Here is a 25368-nt window from a genome sequence, read left to right on the forward strand (position 1 = left end):
GAAAGGGAGGATGCAGGTGAATTATGATGGAAACAGACCCATCTATAAACAAATTATCGAGCAGGTCGAACATTTGATTGCTAGTAACCAATGGCAACCAAATGAAAAAGTGCCATCTGTCAGACAAATGGCAGAAGATTTAGAGGTAAACCCAACAACTATTCAACGGGCCTACAGTCTTTTAGAACAAGAAAAAATTTTGATCAGTCAGAGAGGGATTGGTAAGTTCGTGACAAACAAAACGGATAAAATTACAGATTTACGCTTACGATTGATTGAAGCACATATAGAAGCTTTCATCGTTCAATTAAAGAAGCTTGATTTAACACAGAACGAAAATAAGCACATCATTGAACGGATTGTGAGGAGTGCAAATGAATAAATTACGGGTAAAAAATATCGGTAAAGAATATCAAAAAAATATTTTTCATGAGTTATCTTTTGACTTAAGTGATGGTCAAATTCTCGGTATTCTCGGAAAAAACGGAACGGGGAAAACAACTCTATTAGATTGTATTTCTGGACAAAAAAATATTAGCACTGGGCTGATCCTATACAATGATCAGCCACAAAGTAGTACTTTATTTAAATCTAGCATAGCCTATGCATCAACCATTAACTATTTTGAAGATACCCAAACGATTAGACAAATACTGATTGAGTATACTTTATTATTTCCTGGTTTTCAGCTAGAAAAGGCGATAGAGCAACTTGAACTCTGGCAGATTTCTCCTAAGCAAAAATGGCAGGAACTTTCAGAGGGTACTAAAGTTAAAGTGAAGATTGCATGTGAATACGCCAAAGCAACAAGTATTTTTCTGCTAGATGAGCCATTTGCTTATTTAGATTATTCCTCTCGCATACAAGTAAAAAAAATGTTGAGGAAAGCCAGTGGTGAAAACAAACTAATTTTAGTTTCAACAAATTTTATTGAAGAGATGGATACCTTATTTACAGATGTATTATTTATGAATCCAAATAGATATTGCGAAGTAATCAATTTGGAAGACCTACGGGAACGAAAATGTTTGTCTTTAAAAGAAATCTATGAGGAGGAAGCCAATGATACGTTTATTTAATTTTTATCATGAAAAAAGCAAGAAGTTCTTTTTAAGTAGTTTGCTTTTGATTTTAACCAGTTATTTTGCTAAATATGTTTTTCAATTAATGATACCCGAATCTCAGTGGGAGCGTCTACCAATTGTAATCTCTGTAGGGGCGTCAATCGTTTTGACTTGGCGGATCAATCAACTAGATATAAAGTCGAATCATCTGACATTAGCAAGCACAGCTAATCAGTCACCTTTTGAGAAAATCACTGCCAAATATTTACTTTCTTATATTCAAGTCATCATGATTGGTGCAATCAATTTAGTGTTTAATTTTACAATGATTTCGTTAGACCTAGTAGAACTACTACTACTAGCGTTAGAGTTAGCTGTTTATCTTGCCGGTACGATCAGTTATTTGATTTTGCTCAGAGGTATTGTTGCTAAATTATGGTTGCCAAATTTATCAAAAATAGTTGTTGTGGCAATTGGTTGGATACTGATTGTTTTGCTGAATGACGTCACTCGTTATTACTTTCCTCAAAGCATGAATATCGCATTACCAGTTAATAATGGAAATGTTTATCCAAGTACGTTTATTTTAAATGCTTGTCTTTCAGCAGCAATCATATTTGTTTATCTATGGCTCGAAAAAAATCAGTTAAAGGATAATAGATAGGTGAGAAAAAATGTATCAATTGGCTATAAAAAAGCATATATCAATCGTTTATTCAGGACGGAGGCAATCTATATTATGCTTTTATCCAACACTTTTGCCCATTTAATCCAATTTTTAGCAGATCCAGTAATTGAATTATGTATTGGTTTTGATCAAATCATTCAGCTAGCACCGCTCAATGCACCAGCAGCATTAGGGATAGCGGGAATATTAGGCGTGATTTTCGCACTTTATCCAGCAGTAAAATTAGACCCAATAACAGCGTTACGTTACGAATAAAATAAGGAAAGTGGGCAAAAAAATGAAAAAATTATGGAAAAATAAAATGTTCAAATATGGATTGATCGGAATTGTTCTAATTGCACTAGGAGGAGCTGGATTTTTAGGATATTACCGCATGGCAAGGATTCAAGGTGTTACTTCAAGTTATGAAATCAATAAAGAGCTAAAGAAAAAGTCCGATTCCTATAAAGCTATTATTTACACTCAAGACCGTGCTTTTAAAAATGAGGTAATCAATGAACTTAAAAAAAATCTAGTGGATGAAAATATTTATATACAAGTAGAATCGGTTGAAGAAATTGGGGAAAATAAGATTGAAGACTGGGATAAAGTAATCGTCTTATCGACAGTTCAATCAAGTGATCCACCTAAAACTGTTCTTGATTACCTAAATAAACATAAAAATGAAGAAAAGTTAAGCATTTATTTAACTGCAGATTCAGGCGCATGGTCAAAAGATCCTGGTCATTTAGATGTTACGACGGCAGCGTCTAATTCAGAAAACGTGACGGTATTTAGCAGAAAAATTACAGAAGCCCTATTGAACTAAGAAATAAGTATGTGTGTATCAAAATAAATTTTTAATACGCTGTTCGCTTGTAAAAAGAACATATGTTTGCTATCCTGTAATTCATAAGGAGGGATAAGTATGAGTGTAACATTCAGCGTAACAAAATGGGACGAACAAGCAGTAGATGAACAAAAAATAGACTTTCCGGTGAATCGAGTTCGAGCAGAATACGAACTTGAAGGCGCTTTGCAAGGTAAAGCATGGGTGGAGTATTTGCTCTATTATTTAGAAAGCAATAAAGAAGATGGTCATCTTGCAACAGCTAGAATCACAGGATTCCTTCACTTTGAAGGCCAATATAAAGGAAAAACAGGAACCTTTACAGCGGCTGAAAAGGGAATTTTCGATAAAGGATCACTTGATTCCCCAGGCATGATCATTAAAAGTACTGGAGAATTACAAGGATTGACTGGCTCTTATCAATATGATTTTGTTGGTGACAATAGTAAGCTGATTTTGGATTTCAAGGACAATGAATAATCTTTCTAGATTGTTTTATATTATGCATTATTTAACGATGCATAATAAAGCGAATGCAATGATCCTAGCAGAACAACTGGAAGTATCGACACGTACGATTTATCGAGATATTAACACGTTGTCTGCGTTAGGTTTTCCAGTATACGCTCAAAGCGGACGAGATGGCGGAATTCATTTGTTGGACACGCATCATTTGTCCGCTACTTTTGTAGATGATGCAGAGCAAGATCAGATCATTTTAGCTCTGCAAAATTTAGCAGCGACTAATTTAAAAAGCGTAACCCCTTTAGTCAATAAACTGTCCTCCTTATTTAAAAAAGAAGTAGAACAATGGATCGATATAGATTTTTCAACTTGGGGTCGAGAAGATGAAGCAAATCTGATCGGATTGATCACCAAAGCCAAAAATCAAAAAAAGTGTATCATTTTTTCCTACATTAATGGAAAAGGCCAAAAAACTATAAGAGAAGCAATGCCAAATAAATTGATTTTCAAGCAAAATGCCTGGTATTTAGCTGGTTATTGTTGTGTTAGAAAAACCACTTGACTATTCAAATTAAGAAGGATGACCGATCTAGTAATTTCTACTAACGATATCGATGAAGCTTATTTGATCAAAGATTATCAGCCAGAATTTTCAAAGATATATATTGAATTTAAGATAAAAAATGACCTATTTTAACGAGTACAAGAAGATTTACCTAATATCAAAATAGAGCAAGATACAGAATATACTAAAGTAAAAACCTGGCAGCCAGAAGGAGCTTGGCTAACTTCTTACTTGTTATCATTTGGTGCTTCAATTGAAGTAGTAAGCCCAATTGAATTAAAAGAAAAAGTCAAAGACGAAATTGTGAAAATCAACCAGATTTATTTTTGATTTGTTCTAGATTTTTTCACTATACCTCTTGAAACTACGACTATTGATTGAGATAATAGCAAAGAAAAGAGGGATCATATGGGACAAATTTGGCTTGAACGGTTACTTCGCTGGAATGCAAAAATTCAAAAATTATTGGTAGGAAGATACGCCCGCATGGATCAATTGAATAATACCTTGATGAAGATTAGTCTGATACTATTATTGCTTAATTTATTTTTACCAACATCGATTGCGTTTTGGTTAGCAGTGGCACTTTTATTATGGATGAACTATCGTTTTTTCTCTAAAAGAATTTATCCTCGCTCCAATGAAAATACTCGCTATGTTTTAAAAGTACAGCAACTAAAAAAGAAAGTTAATTTTTCAAAAGAAAAGCTCAAAGAGCGCAAGACTTATACTTTTTTCAAGTGCCCAAACTGTAAACAGCAATTACGAGCACCAAAAGGCAAAGGCAAAATCAAGGTTACTTGTTCAACTTGTAAAGAACAATTCAATAAAACGGTTTAATTATAAAGCTTCTGAGAACATTTATGAAAATCTCAGAAGCTTTTTTGTGCAAAATAAAAAGCGAACAATCACTACTTTTTAAAGTCTTTTGTTCTGATTTTTTGTTAATAGCTGAACAAATTATGATATAATAGGAAAAACTTATTTAAGTTTTATATTATCTAACTTCAAGAGCTACCACCTCAGAAAAAAGACAAAAATGGAATGAGAAAAGAAGCATCTCAGTCATTTTTTCCTATTTTTTACTTGGTGCTACAAAAGCTCTTTCAACTTTTAAATTTAGGAGGAAATGATATGCGCGCAGTATTAACTGTAATTGGTAAAGACAAAGTGGGAATCATTGCAGGAGTTAGTCAAAAGTTAGCTGAACTGGACATGAATATTATTGATGTTTCCCAAACAATCATGGACAACTATTTTACAATGATGATGGTATTGGAAATTTCTAAAGAAAAGAACGATTTTGAAGCAATCCGTTCTGAATTAAACACTTTAGGTGAGAAACTAAATGTGACAATCAGTATTCAAAATGAAGAAATCTTCAATGTTATGCATAAACTATAATAATCAGTGCTTGGGTGTTTAGCTACAGAGTATGGTCTAGGATTCGACCACATCAATTCCTAAGAAGGATTGAAGGTCTAGGGAAAAGATGAAATCTGCTAGTCCTAAACGGCCCACTACGCTTTTAAATTTAGGAGGAAATATTTTGGAAACGAATCAGATTCTAGAAACAATCCGTATGATTGAAGAAGAAAATTTAGATATTCGAACCATTACAATGGGAATTTCATTGTTAGATTGCATTGATAGCGATAGTGATCGAGCGTGTGAAAAAATCTATGATAAAATCACTCGTTTAGCCAAAAATCTAGTTAAAGTTGGTGAAGAGATCGAATCTGAGTATGGAATTCCGATCATTAACAAACGAATTTCTGTAACACCGATTGGAATTATTGCGGCGGCAAGCCCAGACAAAGATTATGTGAAATATGCGAAAGCGTTAGACCGAGCAGCTCAAGCAGTGGGGGTCAATTTCATTGGTGGATTCAGTGCGCTAGTTGAAAAAGGCTACCAACATGGTGATGAAATTTTGATTAATTCGATTCCACAAGCGTTAGCTGAAACAGAATTTGTCTGTTCTTCTGTAAATATCGGTTCAACCAAAGCAGGAATCAATATGGATGCAGTTCGTCATATGGGCTATGTAATCAAAGAAACTGCAGAAAAATCTGATATGGGTTGTGCTAAATTGGTGGTATTCGCTAATGCGGTAGAAGACAATCCGTTTATGGCAGGGGCGTTTCATGGAGTTGGCGAAGCGGATTGTGTGATCAATGTAGGTGTGAGCGGACCTGGTGTTGTTAAACGAGCATTAGAAAAAGTCAAAGGAGAGCCCTTTGATGTCGTGGCAGAAGTAGTAAAACAAACGGCATTTAAAATTACTAGAATGGGACAATTGGTTGGAAAAATAGCATCAGAACGTCTTGATGTACCTTTTGGAATTGTCGATCTATCCTTAGCCCCAACTCCAGCTGTGGGTGATAGCGTAGCTTATATTTTGGAGGAAATGGGTTTAGAAAGTGTAGGGACTCATGGAACAACTGCTGCTTTGGCATTGTTGAACGATGCAGTGAAAAAAGGCGGTGTCATGGCCTGTAATCATGTTGGTGGATTATCAGGTGCATTTATTCCCGTTTCAGAAGATGCTGGAATGATCGATGCAGTTAATAATGGTGCGCTGAATCTAGAAAAATTAGAAGCAATGACGGCAATATGTTCCGTTGGTTTAGACATGGTGGCGATACCTGGTGAGACATCAGCAGAAACAATTGCTGCAATGATTGCAGATGAAGCAGCGATTGGTGTAATCAATCACAAAACGACGGCTGTTAGACTTATACCAGCAAAAGGGACAAAAGTTGGTGATATGGTTGAGTTTGGTGGATTATTAGGCAGAGCCCCAGTTATGAAAGTCAATAACTATGCTTCTACTGATTTTATTTTGCGTGGTGGCCGTATTCCTGCCCCAATTCATTCGTTTAAAAATTAGATTAAAAAGAGGATATGAGTTTTTGTGATAAAAAGATGTGTGGTATAATGAAAACATAGATAGACTATGCTTTGTTCAGATTAATTTGGATAGAAATAATAGTTCTTGAACTTAAAAAAAGGAGATTTTAATTCATGGAAATAAAACGTCAACAAGAAGTCGTTGAGGCTTTTCATTACGATATGCGTACACAGGATATGGAAGAGGTAGAAACGGATCTTAGAGTAGGTTTTTCACCAATCGAATCAACCGATGAAAACTATCCAAAAGAAAATTCAATTATTGCAGCTCGCTTAGAGTTTCGTTTAGTTTTTGAGGAATATCTATTATCAGGTTCAGTTAGCCAAATCAATCATATCATCAATCATAAGATTGAAACGCAAGATGATATTTCACAAGAGGAAGTGGATGAGTTGGTTAGTCCGTTGTTCGATATCGTGCAACGTATGGCTTATGAAGTCACTGAAATTGCATTAGACAAGCCTGGTATCCAATTAAACTTCCAGTCAGCAGCTGAATAGGATGTTCAATTAAAGAGTTTGTGATAGTTTTTGACTATCACAAACTCTTTTTTCTATCATTATAGAAACAAAATAGTACCCCTCAACCATTTAAATCAGGTACAATAGATCTATCACTGAAAATGAATTGTTTATTTTTAGGGCGGGTCGTTGAAGAATGATCCCCGGGAACCTTTACTTCCTTTGATGGACTTGTCATTTAAATTAAAATATAGGAGGAAAAAAATGACAACACTCATCACTGTTTTAGTGGTCCTTGCATTTCTTGCTGTGTTATATGTCTTTTATCGTATGCAAACGAAACACTACAAATTTTCAACTCGTGTTTTTGCCGCATTAGGTGTCGGTATTGTATTAGGTGGAATTATTCAATTCGCATTCGGTACGCAAGACAAAGTCACAACGCAAGCAATGGAATGGATCGGTATCGTAGGTAATGGATATGTAGCATTTTTACAAATGCTCGTAATCCCCTTGGTTTTTGTTTCTATCGTAGGAGCATTTACTAAGATGAAAGAATCCAAGCAATTAGGCAAAATTAGTTTCAATGTGCTAGCAACATTATTAGGCACAACGGCTGTGGCTGCGTTGATTGGTATCGGAACAACAATGTTGTTTGGACTACAAGGCGCCAAATTTACACAAGGAACGGCAGAAACGGCACGAATTGCAGAACTTGCAACGAGACAGGAAACCGTTGAAAACTTATCGATTCCTCAACAAATTTTAGCCTTTATTCCTAGAAATGTCTTTGCAGATTTTGCTGGGACTCGTCCAACAAGTACGATCGGTGTCGTAATCTTTGCTGCATTTGTCGGCGTTGCATACTTAGGTGTGAAAAGAAAAGCACCGAAAGAAGCAGAATTTTTTGCAAATCTAATTGATAGTTTGTACAAAATCACGATGCGTATTGTGACGTTGGTTTTACGTTTAACGCCTTATGGGGTTTTAGCGTTGATGACTAACGTTGTTGCAACAAGTGATTTTGATGCGATCCTTAATTTAGGGAAATTTGTACTGGCTTCTTATACCGCGTTGATTATTGTAATGCTGGTTCATTTATTGATCTTAGTTGCAGTTAAAGTAAACCCAGTGAATTATTTGAAAAAATCATTCCCAGTATTGAGTTTTGCTTTTACGTCAAGATCAAGTGCCGGAGCATTACCTTTAAATATTGAAACACAAACAAAAGCATTAGGCGTTGATGATGCAACAGCTAACTTTGCGGCAAGCTTTGGCTTATCGATTGGTCAAAACGGCTGTGCGGGGGTTTATCCTGCGATGTTGGCAACAATCGTTGCACCAACTGTGGGAATCAATGTCTTTAGTTTAGAATTTATTTTAATGTTAGTTGCGATCGTAACAATCAGCTCATTTGGTGTTGCTGGTGTCGGTGGAGGAGCAACATTTGCTTCATTGATCGTTTTAGGATCAATGAATTTACCAGTTGCAATCGTTGGATTAGTGATTTCTGTAGAACCATTGATTGATATGGCTAGAACAGCTGTTAACGTTAGTGATAGCATGGTTGCAGGAATTGTGACTAGTTCAAGAATCAATGAATTAGATCGTGATGTTTTGAATGATCGCAATTTAGTTATTGAAGAAAATGCATAAGAAGTGATTTACTTTTCTTCCCCAAGATAGTTAATTAATGAAAAGTAAGATGTGATTTTTTAAAATCATGTCTTATTTTTTTTCAAGCAAATTTATTTTCATAAATCTTGCCATAAGCTATGATAAAAAGTATATAATGAAAAAGCATTTAATTTAAAATGAAAAAAAAGATGAGGAGCAAAAACCATGTTTACTAACCAAATCAAAATAATGTTATATGTAACGAACGTTGAGGAATCAAGTAAGTTCTGGCAAAAAATCGGTTTTGTCGAAAAAGAAAGAGATGCCGTTGACGGCACACTTGTAGTAGAAATTGCGCCAAGCGAAACTGCAGAAACAATGATTGTTTTATACGATTTAGAATTTATTCAACAACATTCACCAGAAGTTGCTGGTAATACTCCGTCATTGATGTTTTTTGCAGACAATGTAATAGATTTATATAAAAAAATGAAAGATGCTGGTGTACGAGTAGGGGAATTAGTTCAATTACCAACTGGATTAGTTTTTAACTTTGCTGATAATGATGAGAATTATTTTGCAGTATCAGGTCAATAATAAGTCAGTCTATACTAACTGCTCAAGCTTTTCTTTTTGGAAAGCTTGGGTAGTTTTAATTTTACCGTACTTTTTAATCTGTGTATTTATACACAAGCAAATAGCTCGCTTTTCTTATTTATTTTTTTATATACTAAATACGTATGAAGATAAAATAGGGACTGTACAGTTATTATGGAGATAGCAAAACAGTTTCTTAGAAAAAGGAGAAAGATAAAATGGATTACCGCGTATTACTTTATTATAAATACACGACGATTGAAACCCCAGAAGAATTTGCAAAGGAGCATTTAGCTTTTTGTAAATCATTGAACCTAAAAGGAAGAATTTTAGTGGCAACAGAAGGAATCAATGGCACACTTTCAGGAACGATTGCAGATACTGATGCTTATATGGAAGCAATGTTAGCGGATGAACGCTTTAAAGATACCTATTTCAAAATCGATGAAGTGCCAGAAAATGCCTTTCATAAAATGTTTGTTCGTCCTAGAAAAGAGCTCGTTTCTTTAAGCTTGGAAGAAGATGTTAATCCATTAGAATTAACTGGAAAATATCTAGAACCAGCTGAATTTAAAGAAGCATTACTTGATGAAAACACTGTTGTGATCGATGCGAGAAATGATTATGAATTTGATTTAGGTCATTTTAGAGGGGCTGTTCGTCCTGATATTCGTAACTTTAGAGAATTGCCGCAATGGATCAGAGACAATAAAGAACAATTTATGGATAAAAAAATTGTCACTTATTGTACGGGTGGAATTCGCTGTGAGAAATTTTCTGGCTGGTTGATGAAAGAAGGCTTTGAAGATGTTTCCCAACTTCACGGCGGTATCGCAGTTTACGGAAAAGATCCAGAAACAAGAGGCGAGTTGTGGGATGGTAAAATGTACGTCTTCGATGAGCGAATCAGTGTTGAAATCAATCACGTAGATAAAAAAATCATCGGTAAAGATTGGTTTGACGGCACACCTTGCGAACGATATATCAACTGTGCAAATCCTTTCTGTAATAAACAAATTTTAGCATCAGAAGAAAATGAAGCGAAGTATCTTGGCAGCTGTTCAGATGAATGTCGCCATCATCCTGCAAATCGCTATGTGATGAGAAATGAACTTTCAGAACAAGACGTGAAGGCTAGACTTGAAGCAATTGCTAACTAATTAAAAATAAGAAAGCGTGGGACAAACACCCATGAGGGCTATAGCCCTCATGGGTGTTTGTCTCGGCCTCTTTTTTTACAATAAAAAGCTAAAAAATAGAACAAAGCAAATCAAAAATACGAAGTTTATTAAAGTGAATTGCAAAATAAACTTTTTTGATTGTGCAGGGTAATATTCTTTATATAGTTTAAACCCAATCAAATTTGCTAATGAAGCAATGATCGTGCCTAAACCACCTACATTCACTCCAAAAAAAAGTGCTTGTGCTTGTTCTGTGAATGGTGCAATCAGAATAGCTGCCGGAACATTACTAATCATCTGACTAACTAGAATACTTCCAAAAAATGTGCGAGTATTCGACGTAAATTGTTCTTTTATAAACGTTGAAATCATGTCTACTTGAGAAAAATTCCCGACAGCAATAAAGAAAAATACAAACGTCCACAGTAATTTATAGTCGATTTGTCTAAGCATTTCTTTATCATAAATAGTTAGGATAATTGCAGCGATGGGGATGACGATAAAATAAGGAAGTACATTAAATACACCGAACAAGATGAAAAGACCAGTTAGGCTTAAAAAAAACATTTTTTTCTTATTGATTATTGGAAGTGAACTGTTTTGTTTGGGAATCGTTCTTTTTTTTATAAATAGAAAAGCGATCAATAAAAACGAAAGTGAAGAAAATAGCAGAAGCAACGCCCATTCAAAAAATTGTGCTGTTGAAAGAGAATAGAATGAGAATAAAAAAAGATTTTGCGGATTTCCAAATGGGAAAAAGCTACTACCTAAATTTGCAGCGACAATTAGTAATACTGCGCCAGCAATCTTGTTTTCCATTGCTGGAAATTTTTTTATGATCGTTAAGTAAATAGGCATTAACGTTAGTATCGCTACGTCGTTGGTCAGGATCATTGAACTGATAAATGATAATAAAACGATATTTCTAATCAAGCTACGTGTTGTTGCTGAAAAATCAATCATTTTTTCAGCAAAATAGTTCAAAATACCAAGATTTTCAATATTCTTTACAAAAAGCATCAAACCAAATAAACAAAAAATAACGTTGAAATCAATTGATTTTAAAGAGAAGGCCCCAAAATAACAACTGATAATAGCAATTAGAAAAGAAACTGTAAATAATAAATCATCGGTAAAAAAAGCAGTTAATCGCTTCATTAAAAATACTCCTTTTCGTTGATAGTCTGTTCAAATTTACTTTAAAAAGTGTAAATTTTCAAGAATAAAGTGAGATTAAAAAAAATGAATCACTCTGTATTAAGAGCAATCCATTTTTTCTTTTTAAATATTCAATACTTTATCCAAGAAATCTTTCGTCCGTTCATTTTGCGGATTTTCAAAGATTTGCTGTGGCGTACCATCCTCTAAGAAATTCCCACCATCAATAAACATGACACGATTCGCTACTTCTTTTGCAAAGCCCATTTCATGGGTAACAATGACCATCGTCATTCCTTGTTTTGCTAATTTTTTCATAACATTCAATACATCGCCGACCATCTCAGGATCTAGTGCAGAAGTCGGCTCATCGAATAACATGATATCCGGATTCATTGCTAAGGCACGAGCAATGGCTACACGTTGCTTTTGACCGCCAGATAATGATTCAGGATAGCTATCTTTTTTATCGGCTAACCCAACTGTATCTAAAAGCTTGATTGCTTTTTCTTCAGCTTCTTTTTTTGAAAGGCGACCCAAGTCTGTAGGTGCCAACGTAATATTTTCCATGATTGATAGGTGAGGGAATAGGTTGAAGTGTTGGAAAACCATCCCAATATGTTGACGTACTTTATTGATATTTGTGTTTTTGTCCGTTAAATTTGCACCATCGATTATAATATCGCCGCTAGTTGCTTCTTCAAGTTGATTCAAACAACGAAGAAAGGTACTTTTACCTGAACCGGAAGGGCCAATAACACAAACAACATCGCCTTCTTGAATGGATACATTGATATCATTAAGAACGGTATTATCACCATATTTTTTTACTAAATGTTCTACTAGAATTTTTTCAGCCATATTATTTCACCTTCTTTTCCAAAACTTTAGCTAATTTCGTTAAGGCTGTGATCAAAATCAAATACATCATTGCAATTACGAAGTAAACCATTGTACTTTGTAAGTTTCTAGCAACGATGATTTTACCTGTTTGAAGTAACTCGATCAAGCCGATTGCAGATAGAATCGTTGTATCTTTTAAAGAAATAACAAATTGATTAACGAATGATGGAATCATAATTTTGATTGCTTGCGGTAAAATGATTTTTTGCATCGTACGGTTGTATGAAAGACCTAAACTACGAGAAGCTTCCATTTGGCCAACGGGTACAGCATTGATACCGCCACGTACGATTTCAGAAATATAAGCACTCGCATTCAACGTTAATGTAATGATTCCAGCAAGGAAAACGGGAATATTGAACCCTAAAATTCCTGGCAAGCCAAAGTAGATAAAGAAGGCTAGCACCATTAAAGGAATACCACGAATGATATCAACGTAAATAGTAGAAATCACACGTAATGTTTTTGATGGAGAAGCGCTAAATAATCCGAAAAGCACACCGACGATCAAAGCTAAAATAAATGAAATTAGTGTTAATTGAATGGTCATCCACAAGCCACTCAATAGACGTTTCCAGTTATTTTGGATCATACCAACAAATGTTGATTCATCCACTTTGTTTTCTGAAGAACCATCTTTAACATATTTTCCGATGATTTCATCGTATTCGCCAGTTCGTTTTAGTTCAGCCAAACCTTCATTGAACATTTGGACCAACTCTGGGTTTTTACCTTTCTTAACGGCAAAAGCATATTTTCCGCCTTCTTCACGAGGAATCGGAGTAGCTAAGGGTTGTTTTTGAGCAACGCCGTAACCGATAACAGGATAGTCATCCATCATTGCATCGATCTCGCCAATTTCAAGAGCACTGTACAAAGCATCTGTTGTATCTAAATATTTGATTGAAAAACCATATTTATCTTTGTTGGCTTCAAGGAAATCGGCACTTTCAGTCCCAATTTTAGCACCAACTTTTTTGTCTTTTAAATCTTCATATGAGTGAATTTTGTCATTGCCTTTTTTGACAGCAATTTGAATGCCGCTGTTAAAGTAAGGGGTGGAGAAGTCAAATGATTTTTCCCGTTCATCTGTGATCGTCATTCCTGCAATCATAGCATCTGCTTGACCAGATTCAACGGCTTGAACAGCAGAACTAAATCCTATAAATTTAAACTCGATATTAAAATCCTGTAACTCAGCGATGCGTTCTACTAAATCAACATCGATTCCTTCGTATTTACCGTCAGCATTTTGAAATTCAAACGGTGCAAATGTAGAGTCACTAGCAATCACATAAGTATCTTTTTTAGGTTGGATCTTTTCCATTTTAGAATCAGTAGTAGTTGTTTCAGAGCCAGTAGAAATATATTTCCCTACAATATCCTCATATTTCCCTGAACTCTTTAATTCTTTTAAACCAGCATTGAATTTTTCAATCAATTCTTTATTTTGGCCTTTTTTAACGGCAAAACCATAAGAGCTACCCGTTTCTTTTTTACCAACTAATTGAAGCTTTTGCCCATTTGTTATGGCATAGCCTAAAACAGGATAGTCATCGAAAATTGCATCAGCTTCACCATTCTCAAGTGATTGATAAAGACCGGTAGCATCATCGAAATTTTTAATTGTATAGCCGTATTTTTCTTGATTTTTCTCTAAGAAAGTGGCACTTTCAGTCCCGACTTTCGCTGCGACTGTTTTTCCTTTTAAGTCTTCGTAATTTTTGATTTTGTCATTGCCTTTTTTGACTGCCATTTGAAGCCCACTGTCGAAATAAGATTCTGAGAAGTCAAAAGATTTTTTACGCTCATCTGTAATACTCATGCCGGCAATCATACCGTCAACTTGTTTTGATTGTACCGCTTGGATCGCACTATCAAACCCAAGTGGCTTCAAATTTACCTTAAAGTCCTGATCTTCAGCGATTGCATGAAGCAAATCAACATCGATTCCGACATATTCTCCTTTAGAATCCTGGAACTCAAAGGGAGCAAAAGTCAAATCCGTTCCTATATTATATGTTTTTTCCTCAGCCTGAGCATTCTGCCCAAGGGTAAATGTCAGTAGACTTGCCATCATTACAATGAATGACAGTATAAAGTGTTTCCTTTTCATAAAATACCTCCTATATTTGCATATTGGATAATTATATAGTAAAAAAAGGCTAAAACACAAGTCATTCACAACGAGAAAGTTAAAAAAAAATCATTTCCTAACATTCCGTGTCATGTTATATGACATATCTGAGTTGTGATAACTGGATACTCATACTATTCATTCAAACTAAATAGACCCAAACAAAAGGTTAAATAAAATATAAATTAGTAAAAATTGCGTATACGCAAGGTATTCTAAAACTAGCGAAAATATGTTCGGTATGTTAAAATAATTGTAGGAGTTTCTTTTCAATTTTAAGGTTGTAAATTCTTATAAATAGCATGAATCATCAAAGTCAAAAGAGGTGTATTACCATAGCTAGATGCGTTATACATCAGCTGATTTGACCGTTGTTTACATTGAATTGAATCCACAAATAATGAAGTAAGAGGAGGATGTTGGATGATAGAAAGAGAGACCTCCAATACATTTGACTTAGTATCAAAATATAAGCCGGATGGGGATCAGCCAGAAGCAATTAAAAAGTTAGTTGAAGGAATCGAAGGCGGGGAAAAAGCACAAATTTTATTGGGTGCGACAGGAACCGGTAAAACATTTACGATTTCCAATGTAATAACGGAAGTGAACAAACCAACATTGGTGATTGCTCATAATAAGACATTAGCTGGACAGCTTTATGGAGAATTTAAAGAATTCTTCCCTAATAACGCGGTCGAGTATTTTGTTAGTTATTATGACTATTATCAACCTGAAGCATATGTTCCTTCAAGTGATACATATATAGAAAAAGACGCTAGTATCAACGATGAAATCGACAAACTACGGCATTCAGCGACAAGTTCTTTATTAGAAAGAAATGATGTGATCGTCGTTGCCTCTGTATCATGTATTTTTGGTTTAGGGGACCCTAAGGAGTATAGTGAACAGGTAGTTTCTATTCGTGTAGGTATGGAAATGGATCGAAGTCAGCTGTTAACAGATCTCGTAAATATTCAATTTGAGCGAAATGATATTGATTTTCAGCGCGGTCGCTTTCGTGTACGGGGTGATGTAGTTGAGATTTTCCCTGCTTCAAGAGATGATCATGCTTTAAGAGTTGAATTTTTTGGGGATGAAATTGAACGAATAAGAGAAGTGGACGCTTTAACAGGCGAAGTAATCGGTGAGACTGAACATGTAGCGATTTTCCCTGCGACTCACTTTGTGACCAATGATGATCATATGGAACATGCCATTTCGCAAATTCAAGAAGAATTAGAGGCGCGTCTAACAGTCTTACGCAGTGAAAATAAATTGTTGGAAGCACAACGTTTAGAACAACGGACTAATTATGATATCGAGATGATGAGAGAAATGGGCTACACGTCTGGTATTGAAAATTATTCTCGTCATATGGACGGCCGATCAGAAGGAGAACCACCGTATACATTGATCGACTTCTTCCCAGATGATTTTTTACTCGTGATCGATGAGTCCCATGTATCAATGCCTCAAATTCGCGGGATGTATAATGGTGACCGGGCTAGAAAACAAATGCTAGTAGACTATGGTTTCCGTTTGCCGAGTGCTTTGGATAATCGACCATTACGATTAGAAGAATTTGAAAAACACGTCCACCAAGTCGTGTATGTTTCTGCGACTCCTGGACCTTATGAATATGAACAAACAGATACCGTGATACCACAGATCATTCGACCAACGGGATTGTTAGATCCGTTGATTGAAGTTCGTCCGATTATGGGACAAATCGATGATTTAGTGGGAGAAATCCATGATCGTGTAGAAAAAGATCAACGTGTGTTTATTACCACGTTAACGAAAAAAATGTCTGAAGATTTAACAGACTACCTTAAAGAACTAGGTATTAAAGTTAAATATCTTCATAGTGATATCAAAACGCTAGAGCGAACGGAAATCATTCGCGATTTACGTTTAGGTGAATTTGATGTGCTGATAGGAATCAACTTGCTTCGTGAAGGATTGGATGTACCAGAAGTATCATTGATTGCGATTTTGGATGCAGATAAAGAAGGCTTCTTGAGAAGTGAACGCTCATTGATCCAGACAATTGGACGTGCTGCTCGTAACTCCGATGGCCGCGTCATTATGTATGCAGATAAAATTACTGATTCGATGCAAAAAGCAATGGATGAAACCGCACGTCGTCGTTCGATCCAAGAAAAATACAACGAAGAACATGGCATTACACCAAAAACAATCATTAAAGAAATTCGCGAGTTGATCTCAATTTCTAAAACAAATGAAAAGGGCGAAACAATCAAGATCGACAAATCGTATCATGAATTGAGTCGTCAAGAAAAAGCTGATTTATTGATGAAATTAGAAAAAGAAATGCGGGATGCGGCTAAAGCATTAGACTTTGAAACTGCAGCGACTTTAAGAGATACGATTTTGGAGTTGAAAGCAGCGGAATAAAAACAGTGGCTGTGTTTCACAGCAAAGGAGATAAATAATGGCAAATGATAAAATCGTCATTCATGGCGCACGCGCTCATAATTTAAAAAATATAGATGTTACGATTCCTCGTGACAAAATGGTTGTAGTTACAGGTTTATCAGGTTCTGGGAAAAGTTCATTGGCTTTTGATACATTATATGCTGAAGGTCAGCGTCGCTATGTAGAGAGTCTTTCAGCATATGCTAGACAATTCTTAGGTCAAATGGATAAACCTGATGTGGACAGTATTGACGGACTGAGTCCAGCAATTTCTATCGATCAAAAAACAACGAGTAAAAATCCTAGATCAACTGTTGGTACAGTGACTGAAATCAATGATTATCTAAGACTTTTATTCGCTCGTGTCGGGCACCCAATTTGTCCTAACGATGGTACTGAAATTACGAGTCAATCTGTTGAGCAAATGGTAGATAAAGTGTTGGAGCTGCCAGAAAAAACTAAACTTCAAGTTTTAGCACCTGTAATTGTTAAGAAAAAAGGGCAACATAAAAAAGTCTTTGAAATGATTCAACGTGAAGGCTATGTACGGATGCGGGTTGATGGAGAAACGTATGATGTAACAGAAGCTCCTGAACTTGAGAAAAATAAAAAACACGATATTGCGATCGTCATAGACCGAATCGTCGTAAAAGAAGGAATCCGTTCTCGTTTGTTTGATTCATTTGAAGCTGCATTACGATTAGCTGATGGTTATGCATTAGTAGATGTGATCGACGGGGAAGAAATGCTTTTCAGTGAACATTACGCTTGTCCCTATTGTGGCTTTACAGTGGGAGAATTAGAACCAAGATTGTTTTCTTTTAATGCCCCATTTGGCGCTTGTCCTGATTGTGATGGATTAGGAATTAAATTAGAAGTCGATCGTGATCTAGTTATTCCTGATCCCACCAAAACCTTGCGTGAAGGAGCGGTTGCTCCTTGGAATCCAATCAGCTCTCAATATTATCCGCAAATGCTGGAACAAGCAGCAGATAGTTTTAACATTGATATGGATACCCCATTTAATGAGCTACCAGAAGAACATCAGGATATTATTTTAAATGGTTCAAATGGTGAACCTTTCCATTTCCATTATGAGAATGATTTTGGTGGAGTACGTGATGTAGAAGTACCATTTGAAGGTGTTTTAACCAATATCAAACGTCGTTACCATGAAACAAATAGTGACTTTACTCGTGACCAAATGCGTTTATATATGACTGAATTAACTTGTCAAACATGTAAAGGATATCGCTTGAATCCGCAAGCTCTATCAGTCAAAATAGATAATACAAATATCGGTCAAGTCAGTCAATTAGCAATCAAAAATGCGGTTCAATTTTTTGAAACGGTTAAATTGTCTGAACAAGAGCAAATGATTGCAAAACCAATCTTAAAAGAAGTAGAAGATCGTTTGAACTTTTTAAAAAATGTTGGGCTAGATTATTTAACTTTGAGTCGTGCAGCAGGAACATTATCAGGTGGAGAAGCTCAGAGAATTCGTTTAGCAACCCAGATTGGTTCAAATTTATCTGGTGTCTTATATATTTTAGATGAACCATCGATTGGACTACACCAGCGGGATAATGACCGTTTGATCGAGTCACTTAAGAAAATGCGTGATTTAGGTAATACACTGATCGTTGTTGAACACGATGAAGACACGATGCGAGCATCTGACTATTTAATCGATGTAGGACCTGGAGCTGGGCATTTAGGTGGAGAAATCGTTGCTTCAGGAACTCCAGATGAAGTAGCAAAAAATCCTAATTCATTAACAGGTCAATATCTTTCTGGGAAAAAAGTAATCCCTGTTCCTAAAGAGCGTCGTAAAGGCAATGGCAAAAAAATCAAAGTGACAGGTGCAACGGAAAACAACTTGAAAAATGTCACAGTTGAATTTCCATTAGGAGAGTTTGTGGCAGTGACTGGGGTTTCTGGATCCGGGAAGAGTACCTTAGTGAATCAAATCTTGAAAAAAGCCTTAGCACAAAAAATCAATCGTAATTCCAATAAACCAGGAAAACACAAAAGTATCACTGGTTACAATAATATAGAAAAAATCATTGATATCGATCAAAGCCCGATTGGTCGTACACCGCGAAGTAATCCAGCAACATATACAAGTGTTTTTGATGATATCCGTGATTTATTTGCCAAAACGAATGAAGCAAAAGTTCGTGGGTATAAAAAAGGACGCTTTAGCTTTAATGTAAAAGGCGGCCGTTGTGAAGCCTGTCGTGGGGATGGAATAATTAAGATCGAAATGCATTTTTTACCAGATGTTTATGTTCCATGTGAAATTTGTCATGGCAAACGTTACAATTCTGAAACACTAGAAGTTCACTATAAAGGAAAAAATATTTCTGATATCTTAGATCTAACAGTGGAAGATGCAGTAGAGTTCTTTCAACATATCCCTAAGATCCATCGTAAATTGAAAACAATCGTCGATGTAGGCTTAGGGTATGTCACATTAGGACAGCCGGCCACTACATTATCTGGTGGAGAAGCACAACGAATGAAACTGGCAAGTGAACTTCATAAAAATTCTAACGGTAAGAATTTCTATATCTTAGATGAACCGACAACAGGATTGCATACGGATGATATTGCTCGCTTGTTAGTTGTATTAGAAAGACTTGTTGAAGCTGGGAATACTGTACTTGTTATTGAACACAATTTGGATGTAATAAAGTCAGCAGACCATGTAATTGATTTGGGTCCAGAAGGTGGAGACGGTGGAGGAACAATTGTTGCAACAGGAACACCAGAAGAAATTGCTAAAGTCAAAGCAAGCTACACTGGAAAATATTTAAAACGAGTTTTATAAATTGGTATACTCCATTTTGAAAGTATTATCACTGTTTTTAAAGAAAGAATGAAGTTTGAATGAAAATTATCTATTACTATTGATTTCTTCGTAATATTGAAGTAAAATCACAGTCAGATAGATATATTGTTCAACCTAATTGGTATATATCTTTCCTTCTATAAATAATCCGTTCAAAAGAGAAAAGCGCAGCCTTCTAATGAAGGTTGTCTTTTTTTTGTTTTAAAAGTTTTATAATACAGTGGAAAAAAATATAGTAAAAGGTATGGGAAATGAAAATGAGAGAAAAATAATAAAATAAATAAAAACTTACGTTTTTTAATCACTTTAATCTAAAAATAGTCAAAAAAAGAAAGTATCTATACGTAAGTTGAATGATATTTATCGGAAAAACATGATATTCTATAATTATCAAAAGAGTATGAAAGGATGATTTTTTCTTGGAAAAGAGAGAAGTAAAAATTGGTGAGCATTATGTTTGTCATGGATCAAATTTTTCTTGGTTTTTTGTAGGAGAGGCCATCTCCAAAAAAGAAGAAGATGTACAAGTCAGAGTTGTTAAATGCCATCCTACAGATCGTCCAGTCATAAATTGTGATGATCCTGTTTTGAACTTAGCTTATTTTGACGTTATTGAAAATGCATAGTTTTTAAAGATTTGGGGTTGAGTATGCTAACATAGGTTGAGTAACCCTTAATAAATCATTATATATAGTATCAAAAAAACTAATAAACAAAAAAAGACTAAAATAAACTTCAAACGTTTATTTTAGTCTTTTTATCTATATATTATATGAATATAATGCTTGTTTTATTTTAATAACATTTATTATTATTTGTGTTTTTTATAAATAGCTAAATATTCATTGTTAAAGTTAAATCCAGATGTATTTGAATTTTAATATCAAAGAACTTATTCGAACCTATAAATTCCTAAGAAAGTATGAATGAAAGACTAGAATTGTTTGAAAAGCTTTCTTTGATACGCCCGGGATGCTATAATTAGTAAAATGTTTCCAAAGGAGTGCGAAAAAATGGCTGATAATTTACAATTAGTTATAATCACTGGAATGAGCGGAGCAGGAAAAACTGTAGCTATTCAAAGTTTTGAAGATATGGGGTATTTTTGTATTGATAATATGCCCCCAAGTTTGATTCCTAAGTTTTGGGAGTTGATCAAAGAATCTGGGAAAGTAACGAAAATCGCTTTGGTGATTGATTTACGTTCTCGAAATTTCTTTAGAGAAATTCAAGATATGTTGGTAGAACTTGAAAATACAAATCTGATCGATACAACGATTATGTTTTTAGATGCGACTGATGAAGAACTTGTTTCTCGTTATAAAGAAACGCGTCGTGCTCATCCACTAGCGATGGATGGTCTGATTACAGAAGGAATCAGAAAAGAGCGGGCGATTCTTGAAGAAATCAGAGGAGATGCTCAAGTTGTGATCGATACGACTGATTTATCACCTAGGCAATTGCGAGAAAGAATCAATGAAGAGTTTAAATCAAGAGATACCCATGAGTTTCGTGTCGAACTTGTTTCGTTTGGGTTTAAATACGGATTGCCGATCGACGCAGATATTGTCATGGATGTACGTTTTTTACCAAATCCACATTATATACCAGAATTAAGACCACTGACAGGACAAGATCCATCTGTCTATGAATATGTAATGAGTTTTCCAGAAACAGAAAATTTTTATGTGCGATTTATTGATTTGTTAAAAAATGTGATGCCCGGTTATGAAAAAGAAGGCAAATCAAGCATTACGATCGCTATTGGCTGTACAGGTGGACAGCATCGTTCGGTTGCGTTGACAGAGCGTGTAGGTAAAGAGCTTGGGCAAGATTATCATGTCAACATTACCCATCGAGATAAAGGAAAGCGTAAAGAGACGGTGAACCGCTCATGAAAATGAAAACATACCGTATTAGAAAACCCAAAATCGTTGTTGTCGGTGGAGGGACTGGCTTACCTGTTATCTTAAAAAGTTTGCGTAATCAAAGTGCGGACATTACAGCTGTGGTAACCGTTGCAGATGATGGAGGGAGTAGCGGTGAAATTCGAGAGTCGATGAATATGACACCTCCTGGAGATTTGCGCAATGTATTAGTTGCCTTATCTGATATGCCACAGCTTTATGAAGATATTTTTCAATATCGTTTTGATAAATCAGATAAATATTTTGCCAATCATGCAATTGGAAATTTGATTATTGCAGCTGTTTCAGAAATGCGTGGTAGTACGTATGAAGCAATTCAGTTACTTTCAAAAATGATGCATGTGGATGGACATATTTATCCTTCCTCTGAACGGCCGCTGACGTTGCATGCTGTCTTTAAAGATGGCTCTATTGCCGTTGGCGAATCAAACATTGCTGTTGATCGAAAAACGATCGATCATGTTTTTGTAACGAACACTAATGATGACGAACAACCAAAAGCTGCTAGAAAAGTTGTAAAAGCAATTGAAGAAGCAGATATGATTGTTTTAGGGCCTGGTAGTATGTTTACAAGTATTTTACCTAACTTAGTGATCAAGGAAATCGGAGAAGCAATCATTAACGCTGAAGGTGAAGTGGTCTACATTTGTAATATCATGACTCAAAAAGGGGAAACGGAGCATTTTACTGATGCTGATCATGTTTGTGTATTGCACGAACATCTTAAAAGTAAGTTTGTTGACACTGTTTTAGTCAATACTGAAAATGTCCCTGATGGTTATATGGATCCGGAAGTTTATGACGAATATTTAGTTCAGGTAGAACATGATTTCCAAACATTGAGAGATGAAGGCTGTCGTGTGATTTCTACGGACTTTTTAAAATTACGTGATGGCGGTGTTTTTCATGATGGTGACAAAGTTGTGGATGAATTATTCCGTATTGTATTCGGCGCAAGATATTAATGAGTAAGAACAAGGGAAAGGAGTGGGGAGATTGTCTTTTGCAGCAGATGTAAAAAAAGAGCTGACAACTTTAGAGGTTCATCGAGAACATGCACGAGCAGAATTAGCTGCTTTGATTCGGATGAATGGCTCATTAAGTATTGTGAATCAGCAATTTGTATTGAATGTTCAAACTGAAAATGCAGCGATCGCCAGACGAATCTATTCTCTTTTAAAAGATCATTATGATGTTCGCTCAGAATTATTAGTCCGAAAAAAAATGAAATTAAAAAAGAATAATGTGTATATCGTACGACTAAAGCAAGATACGAAAAGTGTGCTGGCTGATTTAGATATTCTGGATGGAATGATGTTTAATACCCATGTATCAGATGATATTATCGGAAATGCACAAAAAATGAGATCCTATTTGAGAGGAGCTTTTATGGCCTCTGGATCTGTCAACAATCCAGAAACAAGCCGCTATCATCTGGAAATATTTTCGATTTACGAAGAACACAATGATGATATTTGCCAGATGCTGAACTATTATGATTTAAATGCGCGAACATTAGAACGTCGTAATGGCTATATTTCCTATCTTAAAGGGGCAGAACGAATCGCTGATTTTCTAACACTGATCGGTGCGACAAATTCGATGCTGAAATTTGAAGATGTTCGTATCGTACGAGATATGCGTAATTCAGTGAATCGTTTGGTCAATTGTGAAACGGCGAATCTTAATAAAACGATCGATGCAGCATCAAAACAAATCGAAAATATTCAGTATATCGAAAGTGTAGTAGGTTTAGCAGCGTTACCGGGAAAATTACAAGAAATTGCGGAATTACGATTAGAATATCCAGAAGTAAGTTTAAAAGAATTAGGGGAAATGATTCCATCAGGTGCCATTTCAAAATCAGGAATCAATCACCGAATTCGTAAAATTAATGAATTTGCGGATAAGTTAAGAGAACCAAGTGCGTAACAGATAAATAACTTGTCGATAAGGACCTATTTCTATTTCCGAGAGAGTTGTTTATAGATAATGATTCATTTAAACTCAAAGTGGCTGAAGTATAACTTTACAAGTTATACTTCAGCCACTTTATTTATTTCCTAATAATATATAGATCATAATCTCGCTCATAAATTTCATAATAATAATCAGATAGTTTTAGTTCACTTGAGGTAAATTTAACAGTTTTAGGATTGAATTGATTAATAGTAATATTCATTCCAGTAATGGTTTTAAAGAGTAATTGGTTTGGCCAATAAATTGTTGCATTTGATGGCACTAACTCTTTTAGGATAGAAAAGTTTCTTACTGAATTGATTAGAATAGGAGAATCTTTAAATAACGTATCAGAATAAATGGCTCTTGTTTCTGTATTTACCAAATTTTTTAAACTATCAGCCAAGATCATACTTTGTCTTTCAAATGCTTCCTTTTGATAATAGAGTGTTGAAGCATAGATAAAGGGAAACGAAAGGATATAGTAACAGAATAAACAAACGAATACTTTAGACGTTTTGCTAAGCAAAGAAGGTGTTAAGTTACTCAGAAGTACAATAAAGGTTATAGATGTGAATACGCCAAAGCCATAAGCATATCTTGGCGCGACTAAAGCTAATTGTTCAGGGAAAATTAGAAATACACCATAGCTTAGTACAGAACCTAAGATTAAATAGAGTGATACAAAAGTTATGCTTTTAAAGAAACTTAATTTTGAATTTAAAATACTCGTAATTATAAATAATAGGATTAAAATTGCAAACAAGGCAAGCCAAAGCTTGGTACTTTGCTGAAAAATTCTATGCAAATACATTTGGCTATTTGTAAAAATGGTCTGAGGTATATCTTTTAGATCCGCAATTACAACATGTCCTCCTCGCTGATTCAATCCAGGATTCAATTTTGTCTCAAAAACGTAAATGAACAAAGCTATAATATACGCGGCTGCGGATAACAAAACTGTTTTTAAAGTTTTTTGAGGATGCATATTTGCTAGCATTTCTTTTAAAGAAAGAGCTAATACCATAATAATATAAATACCAGAAGAAGCTTGGTATGTATTACACATAATAAAAATACTTATGATTGATGATATAAAGAAAACCTTTGATTTTTTATCCCACCATAAAAAAGGAACTATTGAAAATAAAATACTTAATGCCATATACGGACTATCAAATCTAAAACTTATACTTTGTAAAAACCAAGGATTTAAACCAATAATTGCGGAAACGATGAGAGGCAACACGGCTAGTTTTTTGTTGTTTAAGCAGTAGACTGCAGTAAGACTGGTTAATGATAAAATTAGACCTGTAATAATATGAGTGGTTAACCCCATATCTGTTAGATGTCTACTTCCTTGTACTAACCAAGATGCGATTTCACTGCCCCAACGGGAATAGCTTCGCGCAAAATCAGTAACACCAGTAATCTGTCGTGCAGCATCATCAATGTAAGTGAAATTTACTATTCCTATAGCCAAAACAGCTAATTGATTGATAAGAACTGACAAAAAGATTAGTGATTTATTTTCAACAATCCATTTTTTTAAAAGTATCACTTTATTATTCAACATACTCATTCACTCTTTTCATTAGATCATTTTTAG

General features: G+C 35.1%; 24 protein-coding genes and 1 pseudogene. 21 read left to right on the top strand and 4 right to left on the bottom strand.

What is annotated here, in order from left to right; genetic code table 11:
- Positions 1-10 precede the first annotated feature (10 nt).
- The 15 genes and pseudogenes from IGJ02_RS04680 (at position 11) to IGJ02_RS04750 (ending at position 10360) form a co-directional block, all read left to right on the top strand.
- Complete coding sequence (locus tag IGJ02_RS04680) at positions 11-382, top strand: GntR family transcriptional regulator (RefSeq protein WP_010760656.1); 372 nt, start codon at positions 11-13, stop codon at positions 380-382.
- Positions 375-1079, top strand: a complete 705-nt coding sequence (locus tag IGJ02_RS04685) for an ATP-binding cassette domain-containing protein (protein ID WP_430603456.1) — start codon at positions 375-377, stop codon at positions 1077-1079. The genes IGJ02_RS04680 and IGJ02_RS04685 overlap by 8 nt, the downstream gene beginning before the upstream one ends.
- Positions 1063-1728 carry a hypothetical protein gene (locus IGJ02_RS04690; protein WP_430603457.1) on the top strand — a complete coding sequence of 222 codons (666 nt, stop codon included), beginning with the start codon at positions 1063-1065 and terminating at the stop codon, positions 1726-1728. The genes IGJ02_RS04685 and IGJ02_RS04690 overlap by 17 nt, the downstream gene beginning before the upstream one ends.
- Complete coding sequence (locus IGJ02_RS04695; protein WP_430603458.1) at positions 1729-2007, top strand: ABC transporter permease; 279 nt, start codon at positions 1729-1731, stop codon at positions 2005-2007.
- A gap of 22 nt (positions 2008-2029) precedes the next feature.
- On the top strand, positions 2030-2560 hold the full coding sequence (locus IGJ02_RS04700) for a hypothetical protein (protein WP_430603459.1): 531 nt from the start codon (positions 2030-2032) through the stop codon (positions 2558-2560).
- Positions 2561-2659: 99 nt separating this feature from the next.
- On the top strand, positions 2660-3061 hold the full coding sequence (locus IGJ02_RS04705; protein WP_010760661.1) for a DUF3224 domain-containing protein: 402 nt from the start codon (positions 2660-2662) through the stop codon (positions 3059-3061).
- On the top strand, positions 3054-3608 hold the full coding sequence (locus IGJ02_RS04710) for a helix-turn-helix transcriptional regulator (protein WP_430603460.1): 555 nt from the start codon (positions 3054-3056) through the stop codon (positions 3606-3608). Before IGJ02_RS04705 ends, IGJ02_RS04710 begins: the two co-directional genes overlap by 8 nt.
- A gap of 156 nt (positions 3609-3764) precedes the next feature.
- Positions 3765-3941 (top strand): annotated as a pseudogene (locus IGJ02_RS04715) (WYL domain-containing protein); the annotation flags it as partial.
- 78 nt (positions 3942-4019) lie between these two features.
- Positions 4020-4451, top strand: a complete 432-nt coding sequence (locus IGJ02_RS04720) for a hypothetical protein (protein WP_430603461.1) — start codon at positions 4020-4022, stop codon at positions 4449-4451.
- Positions 4452-4745: 294 nt separating this feature from the next.
- Positions 4746-5015 carry an ACT domain-containing protein gene (locus IGJ02_RS04725; protein WP_430603462.1) on the top strand — a complete coding sequence of 90 codons (270 nt, stop codon included), beginning with the start codon at positions 4746-4748 and terminating at the stop codon, positions 5013-5015.
- Between the two features lie 145 nt (positions 5016-5160).
- Complete coding sequence (locus tag IGJ02_RS04730; RefSeq protein WP_034682922.1) at positions 5161-6504, top strand: PFL family protein; 1344 nt, start codon at positions 5161-5163, stop codon at positions 6502-6504.
- 134 nt (positions 6505-6638) lie between these two features.
- Positions 6639-7025: a DUF1149 family protein gene (locus IGJ02_RS04735; protein ID WP_010760667.1), complete on the top strand. Its 387-nt coding sequence runs from the start codon at positions 6639-6641 to the stop codon at positions 7023-7025.
- Positions 7026-7250: 225 nt separating this feature from the next.
- On the top strand, positions 7251-8642 hold the full coding sequence (locus IGJ02_RS04740) for an L-cystine transporter (protein ID WP_010760668.1): 1392 nt from the start codon (positions 7251-7253) through the stop codon (positions 8640-8642).
- Between the two features lie 186 nt (positions 8643-8828).
- Complete coding sequence (locus IGJ02_RS04745; protein WP_010760669.1) at positions 8829-9200, top strand: VOC family protein; 372 nt, start codon at positions 8829-8831, stop codon at positions 9198-9200.
- A gap of 218 nt (positions 9201-9418) precedes the next feature.
- Positions 9419-10360, top strand: coding sequence for a rhodanese-related sulfurtransferase (locus IGJ02_RS04750; RefSeq protein ID WP_430603463.1), 942 nt, complete (start codon positions 9419-9421; stop codon positions 10358-10360).
- Positions 10361-10435: 75 nt separating this feature from the next.
- On the opposite strand, the gene IGJ02_RS04755 is transcribed toward IGJ02_RS04750, so the two are convergent.
- The 3 genes from IGJ02_RS04755 to IGJ02_RS04765 all read right to left on the bottom strand — a co-directional run bounded on the left by IGJ02_RS04755 (position 10436) and on the right by IGJ02_RS04765 (position 14558).
- Entirely contained in the window at positions 10436-11539 is a 1104-nt protein-coding gene (locus IGJ02_RS04755; RefSeq protein WP_430603464.1) for an SLC13 family permease, read from the bottom strand.
- A gap of 123 nt (positions 11540-11662) precedes the next feature.
- Positions 11663-12400 carry an amino acid ABC transporter ATP-binding protein gene (locus IGJ02_RS04760; protein WP_010760672.1) on the bottom strand — a complete coding sequence of 246 codons (738 nt, stop codon included), beginning with the start codon at positions 12398-12400 and terminating at the stop codon, positions 11663-11665.
- Position 12401: 1 nt separating this feature from the next.
- A complete protein-coding gene (locus tag IGJ02_RS04765; protein ID WP_010760673.1) occupies positions 12402-14558 on the bottom strand; it encodes an amino acid ABC transporter substrate-binding protein/permease in 2157 nt (718 codons plus the stop codon).
- Between the two features lie 444 nt (positions 14559-15002).
- Here IGJ02_RS04765 and uvrB point away from each other — a divergent pair, with 444 nt between their 5' ends.
- The 6 genes from uvrB (at position 15003) to whiA (ending at position 23732) form a co-directional block, all read left to right on the top strand.
- Positions 15003-16997 carry an excinuclease ABC subunit UvrB gene (gene uvrB / locus IGJ02_RS04770; RefSeq protein ID WP_010760674.1) on the top strand — a complete coding sequence of 665 codons (1995 nt, stop codon included), beginning with the start codon at positions 15003-15005 and terminating at the stop codon, positions 16995-16997.
- A gap of 37 nt (positions 16998-17034) precedes the next feature.
- A complete protein-coding gene (gene uvrA, locus IGJ02_RS04775) occupies positions 17035-19851 on the top strand; it encodes an excinuclease ABC subunit UvrA (protein WP_430603465.1) in 2817 nt (938 codons plus the stop codon).
- Between the two features lie 440 nt (positions 19852-20291).
- A complete protein-coding gene (locus IGJ02_RS04780) occupies positions 20292-20498 on the top strand; it encodes a hypothetical protein (protein WP_010760676.1) in 207 nt (68 codons plus the stop codon).
- A 387-nt stretch (positions 20499-20885) separates the two neighbouring features.
- Positions 20886-21770: an RNase adapter RapZ gene (rapZ, locus tag IGJ02_RS04785; RefSeq protein ID WP_010760677.1), complete on the top strand. Its 885-nt coding sequence runs from the start codon at positions 20886-20888 to the stop codon at positions 21768-21770.
- Positions 21767-22765, top strand: coding sequence for a gluconeogenesis factor YvcK family protein (locus IGJ02_RS04790; RefSeq protein ID WP_010760678.1), 999 nt, complete (start codon positions 21767-21769; stop codon positions 22763-22765). The genes rapZ and IGJ02_RS04790 overlap by 4 nt, the downstream gene beginning before the upstream one ends.
- Positions 22766-22796: 31 nt before the next feature.
- Complete coding sequence (whiA, locus tag IGJ02_RS04795) at positions 22797-23732, top strand: DNA-binding protein WhiA (protein WP_010760679.1); 936 nt, start codon at positions 22797-22799, stop codon at positions 23730-23732.
- A 124-nt stretch (positions 23733-23856) separates the two neighbouring features.
- On the opposite strand, the gene IGJ02_RS04800 is transcribed toward whiA, so the two are convergent.
- The gene (locus IGJ02_RS04800; protein WP_430603466.1) at positions 23857-25335 is read right to left on the bottom strand and encodes a glucosyltransferase domain-containing protein; all 1479 of its coding nucleotides are present in this window, start codon (positions 25333-25335) and stop codon (positions 23857-23859) included.
- Positions 25336-25368: the final 33 nt, after the last annotated feature.

The organism is Enterococcus sp. DIV0724b (assembly GCF_050531475.1).
Taxonomy (GTDB): domain Bacteria; phylum Bacillota; class Bacilli; order Lactobacillales; family Enterococcaceae; genus Enterococcus_L; species Enterococcus_L haemoperoxidus.

Excerpts from the sequence above, each read along its gene's own strand:
- IGJ02_RS04790 (WP_010760678.1), top strand. The coding sequence starts at position 21,767 with ATGAAAATGAAAACATACCGTATTAGAAAACCCAAAATCGTTGTTGTC.
- IGJ02_RS04710 (WP_430603460.1), top strand. The coding sequence starts at position 3,054 with ATGAATAATCTTTCTAGATTGTTTTATATTATGCATTATTTAACGATG.
- uvrB (WP_010760674.1), top strand. The coding sequence starts at position 15,003 with ATGATAGAAAGAGAGACCTCCAATACATTTGACTTAGTATCAAAATAT.
- IGJ02_RS04765 (WP_010760673.1), bottom strand. The coding sequence starts at position 14,558 with ATGAAAAGGAAACACTTTATACTGTCATTCATTGTAATGATGGCAAGT.
- IGJ02_RS04745 (WP_010760669.1), top strand. The coding sequence starts at position 8,829 with ATGTTTACTAACCAAATCAAAATAATGTTATATGTAACGAACGTTGAG.
- uvrA (WP_430603465.1), top strand. The coding sequence starts at position 17,035 with ATGGCAAATGATAAAATCGTCATTCATGGCGCACGCGCTCATAATTTA.
- IGJ02_RS04690 (WP_430603457.1), top strand. The coding sequence starts at position 1,063 with ATGATACGTTTATTTAATTTTTATCATGAAAAAAGCAAGAAGTTCTTT.
- IGJ02_RS04685 (WP_430603456.1), top strand. The coding sequence starts at position 375 with ATGAATAAATTACGGGTAAAAAATATCGGTAAAGAATATCAAAAAAAT.
- IGJ02_RS04755 (WP_430603464.1), bottom strand. The coding sequence starts at position 11,539 with ATGAAGCGATTAACTGCTTTTTTTACCGATGATTTATTATTTACAGTT.
- IGJ02_RS04760 (WP_010760672.1), bottom strand. The coding sequence starts at position 12,400 with ATGGCTGAAAAAATTCTAGTAGAACATTTAGTAAAAAAATATGGTGAT.
- rapZ (WP_010760677.1), top strand. The coding sequence starts at position 20,886 with ATGGCTGATAATTTACAATTAGTTATAATCACTGGAATGAGCGGAGCA.
- IGJ02_RS04800 (WP_430603466.1), bottom strand. The coding sequence starts at position 25,335 with ATGTTGAATAATAAAGTGATACTTTTAAAAAAATGGATTGTTGAAAAT.
- IGJ02_RS04740 (WP_010760668.1), top strand. The coding sequence starts at position 7,251 with ATGACAACACTCATCACTGTTTTAGTGGTCCTTGCATTTCTTGCTGTG.
- IGJ02_RS04725 (WP_430603462.1), top strand. The coding sequence starts at position 4,746 with ATGCGCGCAGTATTAACTGTAATTGGTAAAGACAAAGTGGGAATCATT.
- IGJ02_RS04720 (WP_430603461.1), top strand. The coding sequence starts at position 4,020 with ATGGGACAAATTTGGCTTGAACGGTTACTTCGCTGGAATGCAAAAATT.
- IGJ02_RS04705 (WP_010760661.1), top strand. The coding sequence starts at position 2,660 with ATGAGTGTAACATTCAGCGTAACAAAATGGGACGAACAAGCAGTAGAT.
- IGJ02_RS04735 (WP_010760667.1), top strand. The coding sequence starts at position 6,639 with ATGGAAATAAAACGTCAACAAGAAGTCGTTGAGGCTTTTCATTACGAT.
- IGJ02_RS04680 (WP_010760656.1), top strand. The coding sequence starts at position 11 with ATGCAGGTGAATTATGATGGAAACAGACCCATCTATAAACAAATTATC.
- IGJ02_RS04700 (WP_430603459.1), top strand. The coding sequence starts at position 2,030 with ATGAAAAAATTATGGAAAAATAAAATGTTCAAATATGGATTGATCGGA.
- IGJ02_RS04750 (WP_430603463.1), top strand. The coding sequence starts at position 9,419 with ATGGATTACCGCGTATTACTTTATTATAAATACACGACGATTGAAACC.